Source organism: Thermococcus prieurii, from assembly GCF_054657655.1.
The window spans coordinates 445,486-465,606 of the sequence record NZ_BAAHYH010000002.1 but is presented as its reverse complement, the minus strand read 5'-3'; the positions used below and the strand labels follow the sequence as shown (position 1 = coordinate 465,606).

The window sequence follows — 20,121 nt, the reverse complement described above, 5'->3', positions numbered from 1 at the left end:
ACTCCTTGGCGGGTGGTAGAATGAAGGTGTGGATTGACATCACGAACGCGCCTCACGTTCACTTTTTCAAGGGCCTCGTCAGGGAACTGGAGAAGACTGGCCACGAGGTTCTAATCACGACGAGGGAGTTTGATGGTCTTACCGGAATCCTCGACATGTTCGGCTTCGACTACTACGTGGTCGGAAAGCACGGGGGTTCCACCCTTGAGGGCAAGCTCATCGCGAGCGCCGAGAGGGTTTACAAGCTTAGCCGGCTGATAATCGAGGAGAAGCCGGATTTGGCGGTTTACAAGCACTCGGTCGAGGCACCGCGCGTTGCCTTCGGCCTCGGGATTCCGAGTATAGGCTTCGTCGACAATGAGACCGCTGTGGCTCAAAACAAGCTCATACTCCCCTTCACGAAGCTCCTCCTCTTTCCGAAGGCGATAGACGCCTACGAGCTCCTCAAGTGCGGCGCCGACCCCAACGGCATGAAGCCCGTAAACGGCTTCTCCGAGCTCGCTCATCTCTACGGCTTCAGGCCCGACAGAAAGGTCCTCAGGGAGCTCGGGCTGAAGAGGAACGACTACATCGTCATGCGCACCGAGCCCGTCAAGGCCAACTACTTCAACGGGCCCGAGAAGAGCGTCCTCGAAGACGTTATTCCACTCCTGCCCGAGATGCCCATCGTTCTCTTCCCGAGGACGGAGGAGCAGAGGAGGCGTTTTGAGCGCTTTGACAACGTGATAATGCCCGAGAAGCCCGTTGACAGCCTTAGCCTGCTCTACTACGCGAGGCTCATGATAGGTGCCGGCGGAACTATGAACAGGGAGGCGATAGCCCTCGGAACGCCGACAATCTCGACCTACCCCGGAAGGCTCCTCGCGGTCACGAGATGGCTCGTGGAGCTCGGCGTCAAGTTCCACTCAACTGATCCGGCAGAGGTTGCCGAGGTCGCGGAAAGGATGATAGAGGCCAACGGAAGTTACAGGAACTACATAAGGAGCGTTGTTGCCGGCCTGGAGAACCCGATGGACGCGATAATGAGGGAAATAGAAACCTATGAGGAGAGCGGAACCTTCGAGGTTTCAGAGACCGGCAACCTTGGGGGTTACGTACGCCTCGATGAAGGCCGCAATTAGGAGCATCCCAACCGTCACCGCGTAGAGCTTTAGGGCTCTTTTCATTCCATCTTTAAAGCCCCTCGCAGGTTTTTCAGCCTCACGAATGCTCCTGTACCAGACTATTCCCGCGGTTCCTGCTAAGACGAAGGCCGGAATCTCTACGACGCCGTGGGGGACGAGTCCCAGTATGACCTTGGTTGCCGGTGTGCCCACCTCGACAAGGAAACCTGCCACGATTCCAACAACCAGGCCGTTGAAGAGTATCATCACCCAGGGTCCGAGTCCGAAGAAGAGACCCGAGACGAGAACGAGGAGCGAAACTCCCGCGTTGTGTGTGAAAATCATCAGGAAGTTATTAAATGGGTTATCTGATAGCCTCCCTATCTCCTTGGCGAGTTTCATCACGTACTCCCCTGCACGCTCGGGCTGAAGGTAAGCGTAAGCCATGCCGAGAAATGTCCCCACGAAGAACGTTGCCAGGAGAAGTAAAAAGGTTCGTTTGACCCGCACTACCGTCACCCTTCGAGGGCTTTCTTGAGGGCAATCTTGAAGTCCTCGACGTTCACGTAGGGCATCTCGACATCGAGGCGCATCGCGAAGAACTCGTCAATCAGGTGCTCGAGCTCGTCAAGGCGGTGTCCTTCGAGCTTCTTCTCGAGCTCGTGGACGGTTTCCTCAGGGTGAACGAAGAAGTCCCCCGTAATCCTGACGTGCTCAGCAATCCCGTTCTCCTCGTCGAACTCAATCCTTATGAGGCCCTTCTTGGCCTTGTGCTCACCGACGTGGTGCTTCATACCTATCCCCGTTGTAAACTCGCGGGAGAACTTTTTAAAGGTTAGGTAGTAGTGCCGGCGGTGGTGAAGATGGTCTATAAGGAGATACAGGAGAGGGCGAGGCTTTCTCTAAAGAAGGCACTCGACGAGAGGCTCACCGAGGCCGGAAAGGAGTGGGACGGCGAGATAACCTTCGACGACACGCCAAGCCTTGAGCTCGGTGACTTCGGAACTGCCATAGCGTTTCAGCTCGCCAGGGTTTTCAGGAAGGCTCCGAAGCTCATAGCGGAGGAGCTCGTCGAGCGCATCGAGAAGCCCGAGGGCATAGTCGAGGTTAAGGCAGTTAACGGCTACATCAACTTCTACGTTGACTACTCCTACTTCGGGCGCGAGCTGGTTAGGGAAATCCTTGAGAAGGGAAGCGCCTACGGTGAGAGCGAAATTGGGAGGGGCAAAAAGGTCATCGTCGAGCACACCTCGGTCAATCCGACCAAACCGCTCCACATGGGGCACGCGAGGAACGCGGTTTTGGGTGACACGATGGCGAGGATTATGCGCAGGCTCGGCTACAAGGTTGAAGTTCAGAACTACATCGACGACCTTGGAGTGCAGTTCGCGCAGGTTCTCTGGGGCTACCTCAATATGAAAGAGGAGTTCGAGCGGATTGAGGCCGAGCTAAGGGGGAAGGGCCTGAAGGAGGACTTCATAGACCACGTCATGGGCCTGCTCTACGTCGAGGTCAACAAGCGCATCGAGGAGAACCCGGAGGTGGATAAAGAGGTTCGCGAGCTCATGAAGAAACTCGAGGAAGGAAACAACGAGATAGCCGAAATCGGAAGGAAGCTGGCGGAGCGCGTCGTTAAGGCGCAAATGCTCACCACTTACCGCATGGGCATCGCCTACGATTTGCTCAGCTGGGAGAGCGACATAATGCGGAGCGGAATCTTTGAGGAGGCCTACAGGCTCATCGAATCCAACGAGAACTTCTTCTGGGGGAAGGAGGGCAAGTACAAGGGAGCGTTCGTCATGGATTTGAGGAAGCTCTTCCCTGACATGAAGAACCCCTTCCTCGTTCTCAAGAGAAGCGACGGAACCGCAACCTACACCGGCAAGGACATAGCTTATCACCTCTGGAAGTTCGGCAAAGTGAAGGCTGACATGCTCTACAAGCTCTGGGACAAGAGGGAGAGCCACGAGACCTGGACGACGGCTCCGGACGGAGAGGAGATGCCCGGCAGGTTCGGCAGGGGGGACATCGTGATAAACGTCATCGGAGCGGAACAGAGGCACCCCCAGATGGCGATTAAATATGCTCTCCAGCTTCTCGGCTTCGAAGATTCGGCGAAGAACTTCCACCACCTGGCTTACGAGCACGTTGTCAGGCCTGAGGGTAAGTTCTCGGGCAGGAAGGGAACCTGGGTCGGCTTCACCGTTGACGAGGTTCTCAACGAGGCCGTTCAGAGGGCGAGGGAGCTGGTTGAGCAGAAGAATCCGAACCTGAGCGATGAGGAGAAGGGGGAAATAGCCGAAGCGGTCGGAGTTGGCGCGGTTCGCTTCAACCTCGTCAAGTACAGTCCTGACAAGGTCATAACCTTCCGCTGGGACGACGTGCTCAACTTCGAGGGGGAGAGCGCGCCGTACATACAGTACGCCCACGCCCGCTGTGCCTCAATCCTGAGGAAAGCCAGGGAAAGCGGAGTCGAGACCGACTGGAAAGCTCTGCTTGAAAAGGCTGACTTCTCGAAGCTCACCCTCCGCGAAAAGGAACTCATAAAGCTCCTCGCCAAGTTCCCGGAGGTAATAGAGAGCGCAGGCAGGGACATCAAGCCTCACCTGATTCCGGCTTATCTCAACGAGCTGGCTTCACTCTTCAACAAGTTCTACATGGACCACCCGGTGCTTAAAGCTGAGGAAGGCGTAAAAGAAGAGCGCCTGCTCCTCGTTCTGGCTGTCAAGCAGGTGTTAAGGAACGGGCTGGAGTTGCTCGGCATAGAGGCGCCGGAGAAGATGTGATTAGCCCTTCAATATTTTTTCCACGAGGGGGTCTATTATCCTGTACTCCCCGTTTTCTTTCATTACCCAGCCCATCTTCTCAAGGTTCTTCAGGAGCGCAGATAGTCTCGCGTTCGTCACTGGCCCGCTCTTCGCTTCCACGTAGTCCTTAACCTCCCTCCAGCGTGAGAGACCCATTGCTATCGCCCTTAGAATTAGGGAGTACCTTGGAGAGCGCTTTTCGAGTTCAAGTAGCTCCTCCCGTATCATTGCCCGGGCCCTCTCGACAGTTCTCTCCATGGCCCTCTCAAAACTTCCACCCTTCCAGTAGTTAAACCCAAACTCCACGAGCCAACCCGGGATGCCGTCGAGCTCATCGACAGCTCTCTTTATCTCCCCCTCCGGAACTTTCAATCCGACTTCCTCAAATCCCGCCCGCAGGAATGCCTCCGAGAGCTCCCTCGGGAATGGCTTAACTTCAACCTCCTCATAGACCCTGCCGAATAGTGGACTTGAGTAATCGTCGATGCCTATGAAATCGTGGAGGAGGCCGACCTCCGAGCCGGTGAACACAAAGCCAAGGTTTGGCAGGGAGTCGTAAGCATAGGCCATTCCCGCCAAAAGGTCTTTTCCGCCCCTCGGCCCATAGAATCGAAGGTACTGAGCTTCATCGAAAGCCAAGACGACCCTCCCGAACCTCTCCCCGAGGCCGTTCAGGAGTTCAAAGATGTCTATTATGGTAGTCTCCTTTGGTTTGATTTTTATCCCGGCCAGATTAACGCTCTCAAGCCTTATCCCGCTCAGAAAGCCAAACCTGCCCTTTCCAAGGAGTATCTTTCTAATCTCGTCCACAAGAACGGCGGAACTTATTGTCCCTCCGCCGGATGCATAGAGTCTCCTCGCATCGAGGTAAAGGCCAAGACCATCAAATTCATTAAGAGTCACCCTCAGGAGAGAGCTTTTTCCCACCCTCCGGATTCCGATGAGAACCGTTATTGGATACTCTTTCATTCCCTTAAGCAGAGAGTTTAGCTCCTTCTCCCTGTCAAAAATTTCCTCCCTCCTGCTCTTGGGCCTCGGGTCAAACAGCATAGGTATCGCCCCCGATACTAAGTATCGGTACCGATACTTAAATGTTACTGAGACAAACAGGACAAACAACAATATATAATGAAGGTGTAAAAAAGAAGCCCGCAAGTAGTTCAATGAATCTTGTACCTCAGGAACGCGCCGAGTCCGCCGAAAGCCTTGTAGAACTGCTGGCCCTCCTCGGTGTCGAGGGAAATTATCTCCACGTTCGAGCCGGCTTCCTCGGCCATCTTGATGAGCTCCTCCGCGACGTCCCACTTCTCGAAGGTTATGTTCTGACTGCCGCACTTTGGACAGTGGGTCAGCTTTTTCTTGTAGACGTGGAACTCCTGCTCGCTCATCGTCTTCTCTTCGCTCCAGCCGCAGTTGTTGCACTTGGCCTTGACGCGGACCTTGTCGTAGCCCTCACTGATGAGGAGCGTATCAACGGCGCCGAGCTCAAGGGCCTGGCGAACCTCCTTCTCACCGTAGGTTATCATTCCCGTGTCCTTGACGAGGTGCCTGAAGAAGTCCTGTATAAGCTTTCTCTCCTTCACCGCCTCGTGGTCCCTGAGTATATCGCTGGCCTTCTCAACGAGCTCCCTTAGGCCGTACTCGCCGTGGTAGCTTATGTCAACGACGCCGATAATCTTCTTCTTGAGCTCGTGGTGGAGGTAGTCACCTTCAACGAACTCCTCCTTGGTCGGCCCAGGACCGCCGATGATGATTCCCCTCAGCTCACCTTTCTCGAGGAGCGGAAGGAACGCCTGATTGGCGTGCTCGCCGATGCGCTTCATGAACTCGTGCGTTTCTTGCTCGCGAATCCTCTCGTAACGCCTCGCCGACTGACCACCGGCCCTCGTCTTTCCAGGGACGTTCGAGGTGAGCTCATCTATAACCTCAATCCTCTTGCCCCTGAGGAGTCCGATGGTGGCCTCGTTCTTCTCGACGGTTATGAGGCCGTACGCATCTTTAACGCGGAGCATCTCCTCAAGCGGTTCGGTAACGAAGGTCTGGTCACAGCGGTAGAGGCGGACCTTGAGGGGCTCGGGCGGAACAATGGCCCAGAGTCTTATGTCGCTGACTCCCTCCTGCTCGCTGACGTTGCCGACGAAGAGAGCGAGGCCGTTCTCCGGGGTCTTGCGGTAGAGCTTGAGGTGTTGCATCGCCCTTTCAAGCGCTCCTAACACGTTCTTTCGAGTGGACTTGCTCTTGATGTTCTGGGCCGTTCCGTACTCCTCGCGAAGCTGCTGCATGACCTTGTTTATGTCGTAGCCGGCTGGAATGTAAAGACTGACGAGTTCGGTCGCTCGACCTCGATAGCTCTTGAGTTCTTCAACCTTCTTCTTGAGCTCGTACATTTCCGCTGACTTGTGAGACATGAGCATCACCCCTTCTCTTCCCGTTCCCGGTTAAAAGGGGCCACTTATAAAAGTTGGCCTAGAAGAGGGATAGGATTATGAGTATAAACGCGCCGATGACTCCTCCAACGGCCAGGATTAGCAGTGTCAGCCAGTTTATTGGGACATGCGTGACCCCAAGGAAGTTCAGGACGCCGATTATGATGAGGCCGGTAATCGCGTTCACCGCGAGCCACTTGAGAATCGCTATGGTGAGGGCTAAGATTGCCCACCCAACGAGCGCGAGAAGGAAAAGGAGAACCAGAAAGAGGAGGATGTTTGGCATGGACTCACCTCAGAGCTTTTCGAGGGTCTCCTTGGCTATCTCCCCGAGGGGGACCCATTTTTTGCCCTCGAAGGGGAGGACAACCTTGTCTTCCACGCTGGTGAATTCTTCCACAAGGGGTTTGAGCTCGCTGAGCCCGAGTTCTCCTATGACGACCAGCAGAAAGCCCTTCTCGTCCCTTTTGCCCTCACGGAGACCGCGCTTTATCTCTTCAACTATCCAGGAGCGGTACTTTCGGGCCAGTTCGGGATAGGTTTTGATGATGTCGTAGGCGAGTACCATGGCGTTTTCTCTGATGTAGGGATTCCTGTGGTGGATTAAGTTCATGAGCTTCTTGAAGTTGTTCTCATCGAGGTACTTTGAGAGAATGCCCTTGTCAGTCTCCAATACCTGGGTCAGGGCTAAGAGAGCATCGCCCACTATTCCGGGGTTTTCGTCGTCGAGGAGTTCCACTATTGCACTCATAATTTTCTTGTCCTTAATGGCCTCCTGAACGAGTAGCTCAAACTGTCCCGATTCAAGCATCTCCTTAACTTTCTTCTTTTTGGAGCCGAAGGATAGGAAGGGCATGGGAATCACCATACACTAACACTTTTACTCAGGCGTATATTGCCATGAAGGTTATAAACCTTTTTTACCTTTTCCGGGTTGGTTATCGAGTGGGACCCGGGGGAGGGGATGTGCAGAGGAAGCTGTTGGGTTACCTGCTGATTGGGTTGGTGGTTGTTATTATCTCCCGTGTAACTGTTTACGGGGCAGTGCTTTTAATTTGGTATCTCGGGTATCTGCTGCTAAGAGCAGTCAGGATAGATGTTGACTTCTTAACTAGTATCTCAATAGCGCCTGCTGTTGGCTTCACGACAATTGTACTTTTGATTCATGCCTTAAGCTGGCTCAGATGGCCTCTTTCAGCTGGTTATTGGTTTGTGGCTTTAATTGTTGTCCTATTGAGTCTTACAGATGATTATTACCTTTATCAAAAACCCCCAAAGTCGTCTGTGTATGGTATGCTACTAGGGGTATCCTTATCCCTTCTTCCAAAACTCCCCTTTTTTAACATACCTGCGTATCCCGGAGCTGTTGGGCATGATGCAATATTTCATGCGTACAAAGCATTTGAAATTATAAAAGAGGATACTGTGTTCATAAAACACTATCCCCCAGGATTCAAGGGAATTTTGCATTATCCCGCTGGCTATCACTCAATTGTTGCTTTTCTTTCTCTTGCGTCTGGGTCAAATGTGCCAAATGCGATGTTGGCGCTTAAGGTTTTCACATGGATTCTTATACCCCTTGGGACGTTTGCGGCAAGCTAATGTAATCTTCAGGAACACTAAACTTGCAGTGATAGCCTCAATAATTGCTCCTCTTTCGTATCTCTACTACTACTACCTAAACTACTCTCTCCTTCAGGAGTTCTTGGACTATTACATGGTTCTCGCATCTATGGTCGTCATTGTTCTCATGGTGAATAATCCCTCTCTGAGGACCTTCACTCTTTCGCTTCTTTTAGCGTTTACTACCCTGGTGATACATCCCTACGAGTACTTGGCGTTAGAGGCATATGTTGCATTTTTAATTCCTCTAGGAATTCTCCTGAGGGAAAGACGTTCATGGAACCGCCATATCCACAGGCTTTTTCTTCTCGTAAGTCAGGCATTTGGCAGTGTTTTAGTGTATTATTTAATTGAATATCCAATCCGCTTATCGCCAGTATCAAATATTGCCCGATTTAACGTTCCTGCATACGCTTTTAAGGACAATTTCAACTGGCTGTTCTGGATTACAAAGCAAACATTTTTTGAAAACGGCCAGTTTGTCCTAGGAATATTTTTTGTCATTGGAATCATCTATATTTTGATATGGAGAAAAAATGAGTATTCACTGGCGCTCCTTGCTTTTGTAGCCTACATATATTTCTTAGCTATCAACAAGATTATTCTCCACATTCCCATCCCCTACTATTCGGGAATATGGAGTACTGAGAGGATATATGTACTTTTAACACCGGTACTGCCAATCATAGAAGGCGCCGGCTTCTATTTTATTCTGAGTCACCTCTTGGGTAGGTTCCACCACAAACATTTGGTGGGAGTGACCTTTGCACTTCTCCTATTACCCTCTGCTTTTTATGTTAATGCTTGGAACGTCTCATTTGAGAAGGCCAGCTGTATAGATGGAACAGTTCTAAGCGCTTTTCATTATATAGATAGCCTTAATGTTAGTGAGGTATTTACTCCGTCCTATCCCGACTCTAGCGCATGGTTAATTCTTTACTTAACTAAACGGAAGTACGTGACTTCGTTCAAAACTCCCTACCTTATGCCAAAGAATTCATCCAGTGCTATTATTTACGTTGACTCACGGGGTTGTGGGGACATGGTACTAGGCACCCAAAAGTTCAACCCCTGGGTTCTGCTCAATCACCACAAACTACTCTTCTTTAAAGACAACGTCTGGGTCTTTAACGCAACTTACGTAAACACGCCCAATGTGCCTCGGGCGGTTTATGAATATTACATACTTAATTCATCTTCTCTTGACCTTTCAAACATGAGAGATTGGAAATATTTATCTTATGGCTTTCTTCTAAAGCATCCTGTTGTAATATACACTACATTATTCGAAAAGGGGAATTACTCCCTTATCGTCAACAATATTTCAGTCATCTCTATTGTTCCTACTAGGCATTATACTGGCTTATATCTTGGACTTTACTTACCCTCAAGCAAAACTGTTAAAGTCCGAATAAACGGGTCTTTAGTTGGTGAGTTTAACAGAAGTGGAATTTATGCGATTAATTATACTTTCAATCCCGGGACCTTGTATCTAATAGAACTGCGTGGGGTGCCATGGTATGCGGTTACGGAGGTTCGATTTGAAAGGTAATCGCCTCTCCTTGTTCGTAGCGTTTGTTCTAATTTCAATCTTGTACATTATAACCAGACTTGTCAACATTAAATTAATGAACGCATATACTGACTATGACGAGGGGACTTATCTTTTAATTGCAAGATTGATAAACCATGGATATCTTCCTTACCGTGATATCTACGCGGTTCATCCACCACTTTACTATTATGCCCTCGCTCTTTGGTTGCGGATTTTTGGTGACTCATATGTAATAGGCAGACTGTTCTCAGTGTGCATAGGTTATGTCTCCATCCTTGTTGCTTACTTAGTAGGACGAGAGCTTCTCAGTGAAACACTGGGGGTATTGTTCTCCTTGCTATTGGCCTTAGACCCTCTTTTAGTCTATATGAACTCTTGGGCATACCAGGAGACCCTAATAGAGTTGTTTACACTTCTATCCCTTTATTATTTCGTCAAATATCTTAAGCAGAGTTCTCTGAGGTGGGGTTATATCTCTCTTTTCATAGCTGCTCTCGGAACTACAGTGAAGTTTACTTTGATTCCTTACCTTGTTGCATTGTATCTAACGATTCTGCTATCTGAGGTTCGTGATGCAAAACAGAAAGTTATATCAGCTATTGATGTTTTGCTGTCGGTAAAGTCCCTCGTGGCGCTAATAGCAACATATATATTCTGGTCGATAATCGTTATCACTGTCACTTCGTTTTCACCAGACAATTTCCTTAAGGAGCTTCTAATAGTCCCTGGGATTCATTCCATAACATTAGTGGATCATAAGTACATTGTTTCTGTTTTTATCCTACTTTGGTTGTTATTTATCGTATATATCTACAATATTAGCTATGTAAAGTCTCTTACAAGCGTAATATCGTCGGTATTCAAGAATTGGAGATTAATGCTCAGACTGGGTGTTCCCGTGCTGCTTGGAAAATTTATAATAGAATTCCCTCTAGGTCTCTATGTCGCCAGAAAAAAATACTTATCTCAAACATATCTTACTCAGGGGAGTAGGTACATACCCTTTGTGAACTTTTTTAATGTTATCCATAAATTTTTAAATGGACTCTACGGGAACAGCCCAGATTTACTAGTGTTCTGGTTGCCCACTATAATATTAGTTTTTTGGAGTTTAATCCTATTTTCGAGAGGTTTGGTTGTGCTAAAATTGGACAAATTGAAGTCTTTACTTTTTATGAATATAGTAATGTACCTTTTCATTTTCCCTATTATTCCAGGAGTTCGTTTTATCTATCCCCTGATATTATTAGTCTACTTAATGGGTCTTTACCTGTTGCTGACTGCAAGGATTAGTACTAAAACCTTAGCTTCCTACATTTTGGTCACGCTATTGATATTGGGCTTAGCTACGGGAGGTATGATAACATGGTACCCTAAAAATAAGTTAGATTTCATTTGGGGAGTTCACACAAAGGAGCTTAGAGATAGTTTATCTGCCTACCTTGTGCATAACGGTGGATTTAATGGGGTGTATCTCTCCATAAATCCAATGGACGCATATTACCTGAATTTAACAGTGGTTCCGTTTACGCTGGATACCTTTGGGATAGGATACCTATCGGGATTGCCCCCAGATTTTCTGCTTAATTACTCTCTAGCCCATAATGTTTCGTATGTTTTGTATGATACATGGGCATATGAGATTATGAAGCGTAGCTTAAAGTTGCGTATGGCATATTCTATAATTAAAAACTACAGTTTTACTCATGGGGGTGTAATATTCTCGAAATCATTCTCTGATGGAGAGCGGATGGATTTGTTAAGTTTGAAGAACGCCCTGGTGAATAACCCAGTAAAAATATCTACAGATTACGGTAAGTTCATTCTCTTCGTGAACAATAGTGAAGTGGGTACCTTCTGGCATGGCATTGGGAACTCCACGTCTTGTGGATGCTCCGCTGAACTCCTCTGGGATTCTGCTAGATTGAGATATACGTTGATTCAGAGTTGCAACGGCTACAGAATTGAGAGTATAGTTAATTCGATAAACAGTGGCATATATATACAGCCAATAACTCCCAATGCTACGTTTTTGTTCAACTTTTCTTCCCCTATTGTATCCAAGAATTTGACTTTACTATTCAACACCCACAATTACTCAGTAGTGTATATTTTAATTACCAAAAACATTCTGCTGAGGGTATCATCCAATACTATTGAGGTTCTCACCGAGGAGCACACACTAAAAACAAAGGGACCAGTGCGCATTCAACTTGTAAATCTCAGAACACATTAACCTGAGGACGAAATCATACTACTGAGTTCACTTGATATTTGACTTTCTCCTCTGGCTGTGAGCTTGCCCCCCTCTTTGGCGTACCCCTTAACACCTATGAGCTGTGTTATAACTATGGCGGCTATAACCAACGCCAACGCTATCATCAACAGGTACTCTATTGCAGATTGACCTCTCCGCACACTGTTGCCTCCAAGAATTTGTTGAAATATTTTTAAAGTAAAGAATGTTAAACATCCAAACAAACTGAACCCTAATCACCCGCTTGCCATCATGCTACTGAGCTGCTCACTTGCAAGCTTCTCGGCCTTGTTTGCGGTGTTGCTGGCGCTGCTTCCCTTGCCCCTGAGCTGCCTAACAACTATCAGGATTATCACTAGCGCCGCGGCAATCATGAACAGGTACTCAATTGCACCCTGGGCCTTTCTCATCATGGCAAATCACCTCCAGAGAGTTACTTCAACCTAAACTCGACTAAAAAGGCTTATATATCTTTCTACCCAATACTGAGGAGAAACATGCCCAATATTGTAAGACCTCCAAGAGGTGTTGGCTCATGCTACTAAGCTTTCACTGTGAATCATCAAGCATTGAGGATTGCATTGAAGAAATCAACAAAAAATCAGAAAATATCCTATGTGCCCTCCCGGGTTTTGTAAATTCTGCAAAGATATTGCTGAGCTTTGGAGCCTTCATGAACCTTGGGGTTGTTCTAGCCGTTGATAAGTCCCTAACAGCGTACAAAGTTGTGCGTGCCGAGTTCTCCTCCGGCAAAAACAAAGAGGATGCCATCAACAAAACACTCGAAAAGCTCAACACGATAATCCCAGACCGCGCCAAAATAGTTGACTTTGAAGTTAAGACGTATACCACACCGGTGACGAGGAGAACGTACGCCGTTGGGGTAGTCGTTTACAACGTCTTTGAACGGAAGAAACCCACCGCGGAGTACACCCTCAAGGAGAGGCGAAAGCTGATAGCGATGGTACTTGAGGCCTTCAATTACAATCCCCGGGTTCTCAACATCTCCGAGCTCGCAAGGGTCTTCGGCGTTTCAAGGGACAGCATCTACTACGACATCGAACAGATACTTAAAGAGGCGGGCAAATCTAAGTAGTCCATATCGGCCTCGGTGTTGCGGTGAGGATGAATATGAGGGCTGCCAGTATCGCGAGGGCTATCCTCTTCTTTGATATCGGGGATACCTCATCGAGTGCTCCGGGATTACCTGCGGCCCCTATAAGCAGAACCAGCAACCCCCAGATGAACCAGCCACTCCACAGGTAACTCATTCCAATGAGGACAAAGGCAGTGACGTATGTCACTATTCTGTGAGCCCTCTCGCTGATGAACGCCCTCAACACATGACCCCCGTCGAGCTGGGCAACGGGAATCAGGTTAAGGAACGTGACGAGCAGTCCGACCCAGCCGGCCATCGCAATCGGGTGGAGAAATATCACGTAATTGTCTGGGATGTGAAGTACGGCCTTTGTCAAAAGTTCAAAGAGCAGGTTCGTGCCGAAGTAAACACCTCCGCTCGTGTGGGGGACCATGCTCTGGGGGACTACAATGGACAGCTTTAATCCTATGGCGGTGACGGGAATAGCAACCAAGAAGCCTGCTATTGGTCCGCTAACGCCAAGGTCTATCGCCGCGTCTCTCGTGGGAAGGGGAGACTTGACTCTTATCACCGCGCCGAGGGTTCCTATGAAGCTGAATGGGAATGGAATGAAGTAGGGCATCGTTGCGCGGACGCCGTGGTAAGCAGCGGCTATCTTGTGGCCGAGTTCATGGGTGCCGAGAATTGCCATGACGCTAACCGAGAATGAGAGTGCTATGAGATAGGGGTCCCTCATCCCGGGAAGTCCGTAATAATCGAGGGCTGAAATGTAGTTGAGGGCCAGCATGTAACCAGCGAAGAACGTCGTCGCTATGGTCGCGAGCAGGAAAACCCAGGGTAGCCACTTATTGTCCGGCTTAACTTCCCCCGCTGGGAACACGAAGAGGAGAATTTTACCCTCGCGCTTCTTCAGCGCGACCCAGTAGCCGAGCTTCTCCATCTCGCTCAGAACTTTCTCGAAGTTTGGCTCAAGGATATCCTCAACCTCGAAAACGAAGACTCTTCCGTCAAAGCTCGCAAAGCGGAGGTTGTAAAACGTCCTTAGTTTAACCTCAACCTCTGGCGGGAGACCCGGAGTTTCTGCAACGTGAATCTCAGGGGTGGAGACGGATTCCGGCGATGTGCTATGTGGTCTTTCGGTATCCTCCCCCGCGTAGCCCACTAGAATCATGTCACCCCCGCAACGGGGGCACGAGCGCTCAAGAAGGGGCTCGGTGGAATCCCTCTCCTCTCGGTAGCCACAGTTAAGGCACTCGTAGATTCCCCTCGGCATCTTTTACCTCCAGGATTAAAATTGGGGGGAGGGTTAAAAAGTTACTCCTCGACCTCAACCTCACCCGAGTCGGCGTCAACCCTGACCCTCGCCCCGCTCTTCAGCTTGGACACGTCTACCCCCTGAACCATTGGAATGCCGGCTATTATCGCACCCGTCGCCACTATCGTCTCGGCCTCGCCGACGATTATTGCCTTCGGCGCCTTTCCGTTCTTTTTGAGGGCGTAGATTACGTAGGAGCCGACGGTTGAGCCCTTCCCGCGCGGGAAGGCAAGGATTTTGTCCGCTATGCTCTGGCCCCGTATGTCGCTCTCCGCGTCGGTGACGATTCCAGTCTCGGGGTCAACCCCGCCGAGGAACGAGAGCGGTTTTTTTGACACTATCAGCTCGCCTTCAGCCTTCCCGCCGACGACCTTCCTTCCCTTCAGCTTCATTCTATCACCTCACGGTGCCTCCTTTATGAGCCTCTCGGCGTCGTCAAGCCTTACGCTAAAGCCGAATGAGCGGAAGTAGAAGGCACTCTTTCCACTGTTGGTGGCTATGCCCCCGTACCAGCCCTTAATCGGCGACACGACGAAGCACGAATCCGCTATAATCCGCCCGTTGTAGCGCTCTATCGTTTCGGTGTAGCCGAGCGAATCCGCCAAAGCCTTAACGGCCCTGCTCGCGGTTATGAAGAGCGGTATCTTTAGGGGCCTTCCGCGCATTCTCAGAAGTTCGGCTACCTCCTTGATTTCCATGAGGGAAGCATGCGGACAGCCGATGAGAATCACCTCTATCTCACTCCAATCGTCGGAGAAGCTCTCCCTGACGGCCCTCAGGTCAGCTTCCTCAACCGTTACCGTCTCTATATCGTCGGAAATCGCGGTTTTGTATTCGGGCGTTTCTCCTTCAACGTGGTAGAGCGCTATCGAGCCCGTCGCCGCCATCGAGGCGCCGAGCTCCTTGAGGTAGTCCAGGCTCTCCGGTTTCAGGCCGGTTATGTAGGGCACGTCGTTTCCGAGGGCCTTTCCAAGGTGGTAGCCGAGGGCTGAGTAGTCAACGAACGTTTTGACTTTAGCTTCTACCTTCACCTTCAAGGTAGCCTTCCTGTTTTCGTCTAGATGAAGTCCGTATTCCGGCGTTTTGCCGACTATGGCGGAGGCCAAGCTTGACGGTCCGCCCTCGCGGTTGGTTCTGGCACCTATTATCGAGTTTGCGAAGGAAACCGCCGAGCTCTCGCTCCAAGCCAAGTGGTCACCGAACTTCGGAAGGTTCGCCCCGTAGTAGGGGGTACAAGTAGAGGTCGCCTCTATCCCCATCGCGCGGTAGAGCTCCAAAACCTCCCTCTGCTTCTCCATGAACTCGTCGTCGCCTATTCCCGCCGGGTTGAGGGTCGTGTAGACGCTGACCTTCGCCCCCGCCTCTACGAAGTCCCTCAGGAACTCAATGCCGGCCTCGCCGAGGTTTTTGTAGGAAACACCGGCAATCTGGGCGCTCTTTATGGGAATCAACCGTTCCGCCCCGTAGATGTCGCCGAGCGCAACGAGGATTTCCATCGCCTTCTGGAGGGCGTAGCCGTACTCACCGGCCAAAATCAGTTCCTCTTCCTTCGTCAGGTACATGACACCACCGAACTGAGAACGGCCTTGAAGAATATAAAGCCCGCTCCGAAAGATTTATAAAGTCTCTCAGGATGAGTAACTAACGGGTCGAGCAGCGGGGTGGGGCAGCTAGGAGTGCCCGCCGGGCTCATAACCCGGAGGTCGGAGGTTCAAATCCTCCCCCCGCTACCAGATTTCTTGTGTGAATTCATCAAGTCAGCAATGTTTTGTTTGTTGTCTGATTCTCCAAAACACAAAATATGGGGAAATACGCTGGATGATTTCTCTCTGCGGGCTGTGAATTTCCAAGAACCTGAAGTCAAGCGGGGCAAACCTTTTTAAATCCCTCCCCAATTCCCAACGCGAAGGGGCGGCTGGCGGGAGCTGGCCGTCACCGGGAGGTGGTTGTATGGCAAGAATACATGCGAGAAAGAGAGGTAAATCAGGCTCAAAGAGGCCCCCAAGGACTGCTCCGCCGACCTGGGTGGAGTACACCGCCGAGGAGGTCGAGGCTCTCGTCGTTAAGCTCAGGAAAGAGGGCTACAGCACCGCCATGATAGGAACGATTCTCCGTGACCAGTACGGCATCCCAAGCGTCAAGCTCGTCACTGGCAAGAAGATAACCAAGATTCTCGAGGAGAACGGCCTTGCCCCAGAGATTCCCGAGGACTTGATGTTCCTCATCAGGCGCGCGGTCAACCTCAGGAAGCACCTCGAACAGCACCCGAAGGACAAGCACTCAAGGCGCGGCCTTCAGCTCATCGAGAGCAAGATTAGGAGGCTCGTTAAGTACTACAGGAGAACTGGAAAGCTCCCAGAGAAGTGGCGCTACGACCCGGAGCAGGCAAAGCTCCTCGTCCGCTGACCCTCTCCTTCTTCTTCCTTGGTGATGCCCCGTGGACAGGGAAGCCTTTCTGGAGAGGGTTCGCGAGGGAGTCGAGCTTATTAAGATGCACATCGAGTTAGGTCACACCATAAGGCTAATCTCGCACCGCGACGCGGACGGGATTACCGCCGGCGCTATTCTGGCTAAAGCGGTGGCAAGGGAAGGCGGAAGTTTTCAGCTCAGCATCGTCAAGCAGGTCAGTGAAGAGCTCATCGACGAGTTCGCGCGGGAGAACAGGGAGATATACGTCTTCAGCGACCTCGGAAGCGGTTCAATCGAGCTGATTCAGAAAAAGCTCGACTTTGCGACCGTCGTCGTTGCCGACCATCACCCGCCGGAGGGCGACTTTTCGGGTGAATCTAAGGTTCTCATCAACCCGGTTCCCTTTGGGGCCAACAGCGTCCGCGATTTGAGCGGTTCCGGCGTCGCCTACTTTCTTGCCAGGGAGATGAACGAGAGGAACAGGGATTTGGCCTACATAGCGACCGTTGGCGCGGTCGGCGATATGCAGGAGATAGACGGCACCTTCCACGGCCTCAACCTTGAAATCCTTGAGGACGGCAAGAAGCTCGGAATCCTTGAGGTCAGGAAGGAGCTCCGCCTCTTCGGCAGGGAGAGCAGACCGCTCTACCAGATGTTGGCTTACGCGACCAATCCCGAAATACCGGAGATTACCGGCGATGAGAGGAAGGCCATAGAGTGGCTCCGCGCGAGGGGCTTCGACCCGGAAGTTCACTACTGGCAACTCCGCGAGGAAGAAAAACGGAAGCTCCACGAGGCTTTGCTCGTCCACATGATAAAGCACTCCGCACCGAAGGAGGCAATAGACCGGCTCATCGGCGACGTGGTGATAAGCCCGCTCTATCCCGAGGGCGACGTCAGGCACGAGGCGAGGGAGTTCGCGACGCTCCTCAACGCGACCGGTCGCTTGAACGCGGGAACGCTCGGAGTGGCGATATGCCTCGGCGATGAAGATGCCTACAAGAAGGCAAGAAAGATGCTGGAGGACTACAAGAGGGAGCAGATAGAGGCGAGGAAGTTCCTGATTCAGAACTGGGGCATGGCCGAGGAAGGCGAGCACGCCTACGTCTTCTACGCAGGCAAGAACATCCGCGACACACTCGTGGGCATAGTGGCGAACATGGCCATCAACGCTGGCCTGGCCAACCCCGAGAAGCCCGTCGTCGTCATAGCGGACAGCGAGGAGGACGAGAACCTCGTTAAGGCCTCAGCAAGGACAACTGAGAAAGCGCTCAAGAAGGGTTACCACCTCGGAGAGGCCCTGAAGGAGGTCGCCGAGAAGCTCGGTGGGGAGGGCGGTGGCCACGCTATTGCCGCGGGCATAAGGTTCCCCAAGGGCAGGATAGACGAGTTCATCAAGTACTTCAACGAGGCTCTGGCAAAGCAGGTGAAGAGAAATGAAGATTGAGGCGAACGTTGAGATACGGTGGCACTACGGCGATGAACTCAAGGCCAGGGCAATAGCGGAGGCGATAGAGGTCGACAACGAGGCCATGCCGGCGGAGCTAAAGAAAAGTTTAAATGTGCGAACCCGATGGGTTGATGGAGACGTCATAACAAAGGTTAAATACTCGGGTGAGATTGAGACCCTCATCAAAGCGCTCGATGATTTGGTGTTTTCGGTCAAGGTCGCCGAAGAAATGACCGAAAAGGTGTGAATTGGAGGTGTTAAGATGGCAAGGGGTAACCCAAGGCGTAGGGCAGCCGCTACCAAGGATAAGTGGAAGATGAAAGACTGGTTCGTGATTTACGCTCCGGAGTTCTTCGGAAGCAAGGAGATTGGCCTCACCCCGGCCGACGAGCCGGAGAAGGTCGTTGGAAGGGTTATCGAGACCACCCTTAGGGACCTCACCGGTGACTTCACCAAGAGCCACGTCAAGCTCTACTTCCAGGTTTACGACGTCAAGGGCCAGAACGCTTACACCAAGTTCAAGGGCCACACCCTCGCGAGGAGCTACATCCGCTCGCTCGTCAGGAGGAGAACCACTCGCGTTGACGGAATCTTCAACATCACCACCAAAGACGGCTACAAGCTCCGCGTTATGGGCATGGTTATAGCCTACAGGCGCATTCAGACCAGCCAGGAGAGGGCCATAAGGAAGATAATGCAGGACATCATCTACAAGAAGGCCGAGGAGCTCAACTTCGCCGACTTCGTTCTCCAGTCCGTCAACGGTCAGATTGCCCAGGAGATTGCCAAGGAAGCGAGGAAGATATACCCGATTAAGCGCGCCGAGGTCAGGAAGATTAAGGTTCTCGCCGAGCCGGAGGCCTGATGGCCTCCTGAAAAATCTCTTTTCTGGTTCCGCTCCGGCAACTTACCCACGCATTCCAAAAGGCTTATTAACTTGCACCCCTACAAGTAACTTGCGGGGGTGCAAGTTGTGCTGTTCTCACCCTATCCAAAGACCAAACGGGAGGAACTCTTTGACAGAGATGAGGAGCTGAAAGAGATTAAACACGCCGTTGAGCGCGGGGAAAGGCTTATACTGCTGTTGGGCATCAGGAGGCTTGGCAAGAGCTCGCTCCTCAACGTCGCGCTCAACGAGCTTCCTTATCCTTCGGTGAAGGTTGATGTGAGGAAGACGTACTCCGAGTATTCCTCCGTGAGCAGGTACGCGATAGGAAGGGCGATTGTCTCGTCTTTGGAGGGGAAACGTAGGCTTTTGGAAGAACTCAAAGATTTTCTCTCAAGAATTCGCGGTATAGCCGTTTCGGGCTTGAGGATTGAGGTTTCCCCCAAAGGTTTCTCGCTCACGGAACTGCTCGAGGCCCTCAACGAATACGGGGAGAGAAAAGGTCGGGTGATTATAGCCTTCGACGAGGCTCAGTACCTCAGGTTCGGCGGTGCAACGAGGTACGACGGCATAATCGCCTATGCCGTGGACAACCTTGAGAACCTAACCTTCGTACTTACCGGCTCAGAGGTTGGTCTGCTCTTCGACTTTCTGAAGTTTCACGACCCTGAGGCACCTCTCTTCGGCAGGTACCACCACGACATCGAGCTCAAGAGGTTCTCGCCCGAGCTGAGCGAGGAATTCCTCAGGAAGGGCTTTGAGGAAGCAGGTGTCCCGGTGGGAGACGATGAACTTAAGAAGGCCGTGGGGGAACTCGACGGCATACCCGGCTGGCTTGCCCTCTACGGCTACATCAGAACAACCCGCAACCTCAGCCATGATGATGCCATCGCGGAGGTTCTGAAGGAAGCTAAGGCGGTAGTCGGCAGGGAGCTCTCAAGGCTGTTCTCGTACAGCCCGCGCTATCGGGTGATTCTGAAGGCGGTAGCACTCGGCTATTCCCGCTGGAGGGACATCAAGGACTACGTGACGATGAAGCTCGGCTACATCAACGACTCCAACTTTTCGGCGCTCCTGGAGAACCTCGTTAAGTCCGGCTACGTCGAGAAGACGGGGGAAGGGTATAGAATCCCAGACCCGGTTCTTGAGAGGGTTTTCAGGGAGCTTTGAAATCGAGAACCTTTTTAAAAG

At 51.2% G+C, this 20,121-nt stretch carries 22 protein-coding genes and 1 tRNA gene; 12 read left to right on the top strand and 11 right to left on the bottom strand.

The annotated features are described in order from the left end of the window. Positions 1 to 20 precede the first annotated feature (20 nt). Positions 21 to 1,121, top strand: a complete 1,101-nt coding sequence (locus ACYQ04_RS05720; protein ID WP_460128024.1) for a DUF354 domain-containing protein — start codon at positions 21 to 23, stop codon at positions 1,119 to 1,121. Here the strand turns inward: ACYQ04_RS05720 and ACYQ04_RS05715 are convergent. Beyond that, positions 1,068 to 1,568, bottom strand: a complete 501-nt coding sequence (locus ACYQ04_RS05715; RefSeq protein ID WP_460128023.1) for a stage II sporulation protein M — start codon at positions 1,566 to 1,568, stop codon at positions 1,068 to 1,070. The two genes, ACYQ04_RS05720 and ACYQ04_RS05715, sit on opposite strands and share 54 nt — an antisense overlap. Before the next feature lie 50 nt (positions 1,569 to 1,618). After that, positions 1,619 to 1,897, bottom strand: a complete 279-nt coding sequence (gene lplB, locus ACYQ04_RS05710; protein WP_167915367.1) for a lipoate-protein ligase small subunit — start codon at positions 1,895 to 1,897, stop codon at positions 1,619 to 1,621. A gap of 69 nt (positions 1,898 to 1,966) precedes the next feature. On the opposite strand from lplB, the gene ACYQ04_RS05705 reads away from it, so the two are divergent. After that, positions 1,967 to 3,889 carry an arginine--tRNA ligase gene (locus ACYQ04_RS05705; RefSeq protein ID WP_460129933.1) on the top strand — a complete coding sequence of 641 codons (1,923 nt, stop codon included), beginning with the start codon at positions 1,967 to 1,969 and terminating at the stop codon, positions 3,887 to 3,889. On the opposite strand, the gene ACYQ04_RS05700 is transcribed toward ACYQ04_RS05705, so the two are convergent. The 4 genes from ACYQ04_RS05700 to ACYQ04_RS05685 form a co-directional block, all read right to left on the bottom strand. Next, a complete protein-coding gene (locus ACYQ04_RS05700; protein ID WP_460128021.1) occupies positions 3,890 to 4,960 on the bottom strand; it encodes an AAA family ATPase in 1,071 nt (356 codons plus the stop codon). It abuts the gene before it with no gap. Between the two features lie 110 nt (positions 4,961 to 5,070). Continuing rightward, positions 5,071 to 6,318 (bottom strand): peptide chain release factor aRF-1, encoded by a 1,248-nt coding sequence (gene prf1 / locus ACYQ04_RS05695; RefSeq protein WP_460129931.1) that lies wholly within the window; start codon positions 6,316 to 6,318, stop codon positions 5,071 to 5,073. Between the two features lie 58 nt (positions 6,319 to 6,376). Then, a complete protein-coding gene (locus tag ACYQ04_RS05690; protein ID WP_460128019.1) occupies positions 6,377 to 6,622 on the bottom strand; it encodes a pro-sigmaK processing inhibitor BofA family protein in 246 nt (81 codons plus the stop codon). A 9-nt stretch (positions 6,623 to 6,631) separates the two neighbouring features. Further along, a complete protein-coding gene (locus tag ACYQ04_RS05685) occupies positions 6,632 to 7,204 on the bottom strand; it encodes a hypothetical protein (RefSeq protein ID WP_460128016.1) in 573 nt (190 codons plus the stop codon). A 77-nt stretch (positions 7,205 to 7,281) separates the two neighbouring features. Between ACYQ04_RS05685 and ACYQ04_RS05680 the strand changes: the two genes are divergently transcribed. The 3 genes from ACYQ04_RS05680 to ACYQ04_RS05670 all read left to right on the top strand — a co-directional run bounded on the left by ACYQ04_RS05680 (position 7,282) and on the right by ACYQ04_RS05670 (position 11,750). Further along, positions 7,282 to 7,938 (top strand): hypothetical protein, encoded by a 657-nt coding sequence (locus ACYQ04_RS05680; RefSeq protein ID WP_460128013.1) that lies wholly within the window; start codon positions 7,282 to 7,284, stop codon positions 7,936 to 7,938. A 28-nt stretch (positions 7,939 to 7,966) separates the two neighbouring features. After that, the gene (locus ACYQ04_RS05675; protein WP_460128010.1) at positions 7,967 to 9,511 is read left to right on the top strand and encodes a hypothetical protein; all 1,545 of its coding nucleotides are present in this window, start codon (positions 7,967 to 7,969) and stop codon (positions 9,509 to 9,511) included. Between the two features lie 76 nt (positions 9,512 to 9,587). Further along, complete coding sequence (locus tag ACYQ04_RS05670; protein ID WP_460128007.1) at positions 9,588 to 11,750, top strand: ArnT family glycosyltransferase; 2,163 nt, start codon at positions 9,588 to 9,590, stop codon at positions 11,748 to 11,750. On the opposite strand, the gene ACYQ04_RS05665 is transcribed toward ACYQ04_RS05670, so the two are convergent. Continuing rightward, a complete protein-coding gene (locus ACYQ04_RS05665) occupies positions 11,747 to 11,932 on the bottom strand; it encodes a class III signal peptide-containing protein (RefSeq protein ID WP_460128004.1) in 186 nt (61 codons plus the stop codon). The genes ACYQ04_RS05670 and ACYQ04_RS05665 overlap by 4 nt on opposite strands. Before the next feature lie 75 nt (positions 11,933 to 12,007). Next, positions 12,008 to 12,184, bottom strand: a complete 177-nt coding sequence (locus ACYQ04_RS05660) for a class III signal peptide-containing protein (RefSeq protein WP_460128001.1) — start codon at positions 12,182 to 12,184, stop codon at positions 12,008 to 12,010. Between the two features lie 260 nt (positions 12,185 to 12,444). Between ACYQ04_RS05660 and ACYQ04_RS05655 the strand changes: the two genes are divergently transcribed. Beyond that, a complete protein-coding gene (locus ACYQ04_RS05655; RefSeq protein ID WP_460127998.1) occupies positions 12,445 to 12,867 on the top strand; it encodes a hypothetical protein in 423 nt (140 codons plus the stop codon). Here the strand turns inward: ACYQ04_RS05655 and ACYQ04_RS05650 are convergent. From ACYQ04_RS05650 to ACYQ04_RS05640, 3 genes are read right to left on the bottom strand one after another with little or no spacing between them, the layout of a single operon-like run. Beyond that, a complete protein-coding gene (locus ACYQ04_RS05650) occupies positions 12,860 to 14,143 on the bottom strand; it encodes a site-2 protease family protein (protein WP_460127996.1) in 1,284 nt (427 codons plus the stop codon). The two genes, ACYQ04_RS05655 and ACYQ04_RS05650, sit on opposite strands and share 8 nt — an antisense overlap. 41 nt (positions 14,144 to 14,184) lie before the next feature. Continuing rightward, positions 14,185 to 14,577, bottom strand: a complete 393-nt coding sequence (locus ACYQ04_RS05645; protein ID WP_460127992.1) for a DUF126 domain-containing protein — start codon at positions 14,575 to 14,577, stop codon at positions 14,185 to 14,187. A 9-nt stretch (positions 14,578 to 14,586) separates the two neighbouring features. Further along, positions 14,587 to 15,747, bottom strand: coding sequence for an aconitase X catalytic domain-containing protein (locus ACYQ04_RS05640; protein ID WP_460127989.1), 1,161 nt, complete (start codon positions 15,745 to 15,747; stop codon positions 14,587 to 14,589). A 93-nt stretch (positions 15,748 to 15,840) separates the two neighbouring features. Here ACYQ04_RS05640 and ACYQ04_RS05635 point away from each other — a divergent pair. The 6 genes from ACYQ04_RS05635 to ACYQ04_RS05610 all read left to right on the top strand — a co-directional run bounded on the left by ACYQ04_RS05635 (position 15,841) and on the right by ACYQ04_RS05610 (position 20,100). Continuing rightward, positions 15,841 to 15,918: transfer RNA gene (locus tag ACYQ04_RS05635), tRNA-Met, on the top strand. A gap of 217 nt (positions 15,919 to 16,135) precedes the next feature. Further along, positions 16,136 to 16,591: a 30S ribosomal protein S15 gene (locus tag ACYQ04_RS05630; RefSeq protein ID WP_099210505.1), complete on the top strand. Its 456-nt coding sequence runs from the start codon at positions 16,136 to 16,138 to the stop codon at positions 16,589 to 16,591. Positions 16,592 to 16,622: 31 nt separating this feature from the next. Continuing rightward, positions 16,623 to 18,041: a GINS-associated single-strand DNA-specific exonuclease gene (gene gan / locus ACYQ04_RS05625; RefSeq protein WP_460127984.1), complete on the top strand. Its 1,419-nt coding sequence runs from the start codon at positions 16,623 to 16,625 to the stop codon at positions 18,039 to 18,041. After that, on the top strand, positions 18,031 to 18,291 hold the full coding sequence (locus ACYQ04_RS05620) for a KEOPS complex subunit Pcc1 (RefSeq protein ID WP_460127983.1): 261 nt from the start codon (positions 18,031 to 18,033) through the stop codon (positions 18,289 to 18,291). The genes gan and ACYQ04_RS05620 overlap by 11 nt, the downstream gene beginning before the upstream one ends. 15 nt (positions 18,292 to 18,306) lie before the next feature. Next, positions 18,307 to 18,909: a 30S ribosomal protein S3ae gene (locus ACYQ04_RS05615; RefSeq protein WP_099210511.1), complete on the top strand. Its 603-nt coding sequence runs from the start codon at positions 18,307 to 18,309 to the stop codon at positions 18,907 to 18,909. A gap of 108 nt (positions 18,910 to 19,017) precedes the next feature. Continuing rightward, a complete protein-coding gene (locus ACYQ04_RS05610) occupies positions 19,018 to 20,100 on the top strand; it encodes an AAA family ATPase (RefSeq protein ID WP_460127980.1) in 1,083 nt (360 codons plus the stop codon). The last annotated feature ends 21 nt before the right edge of the window (positions 20,101 to 20,121 follow it).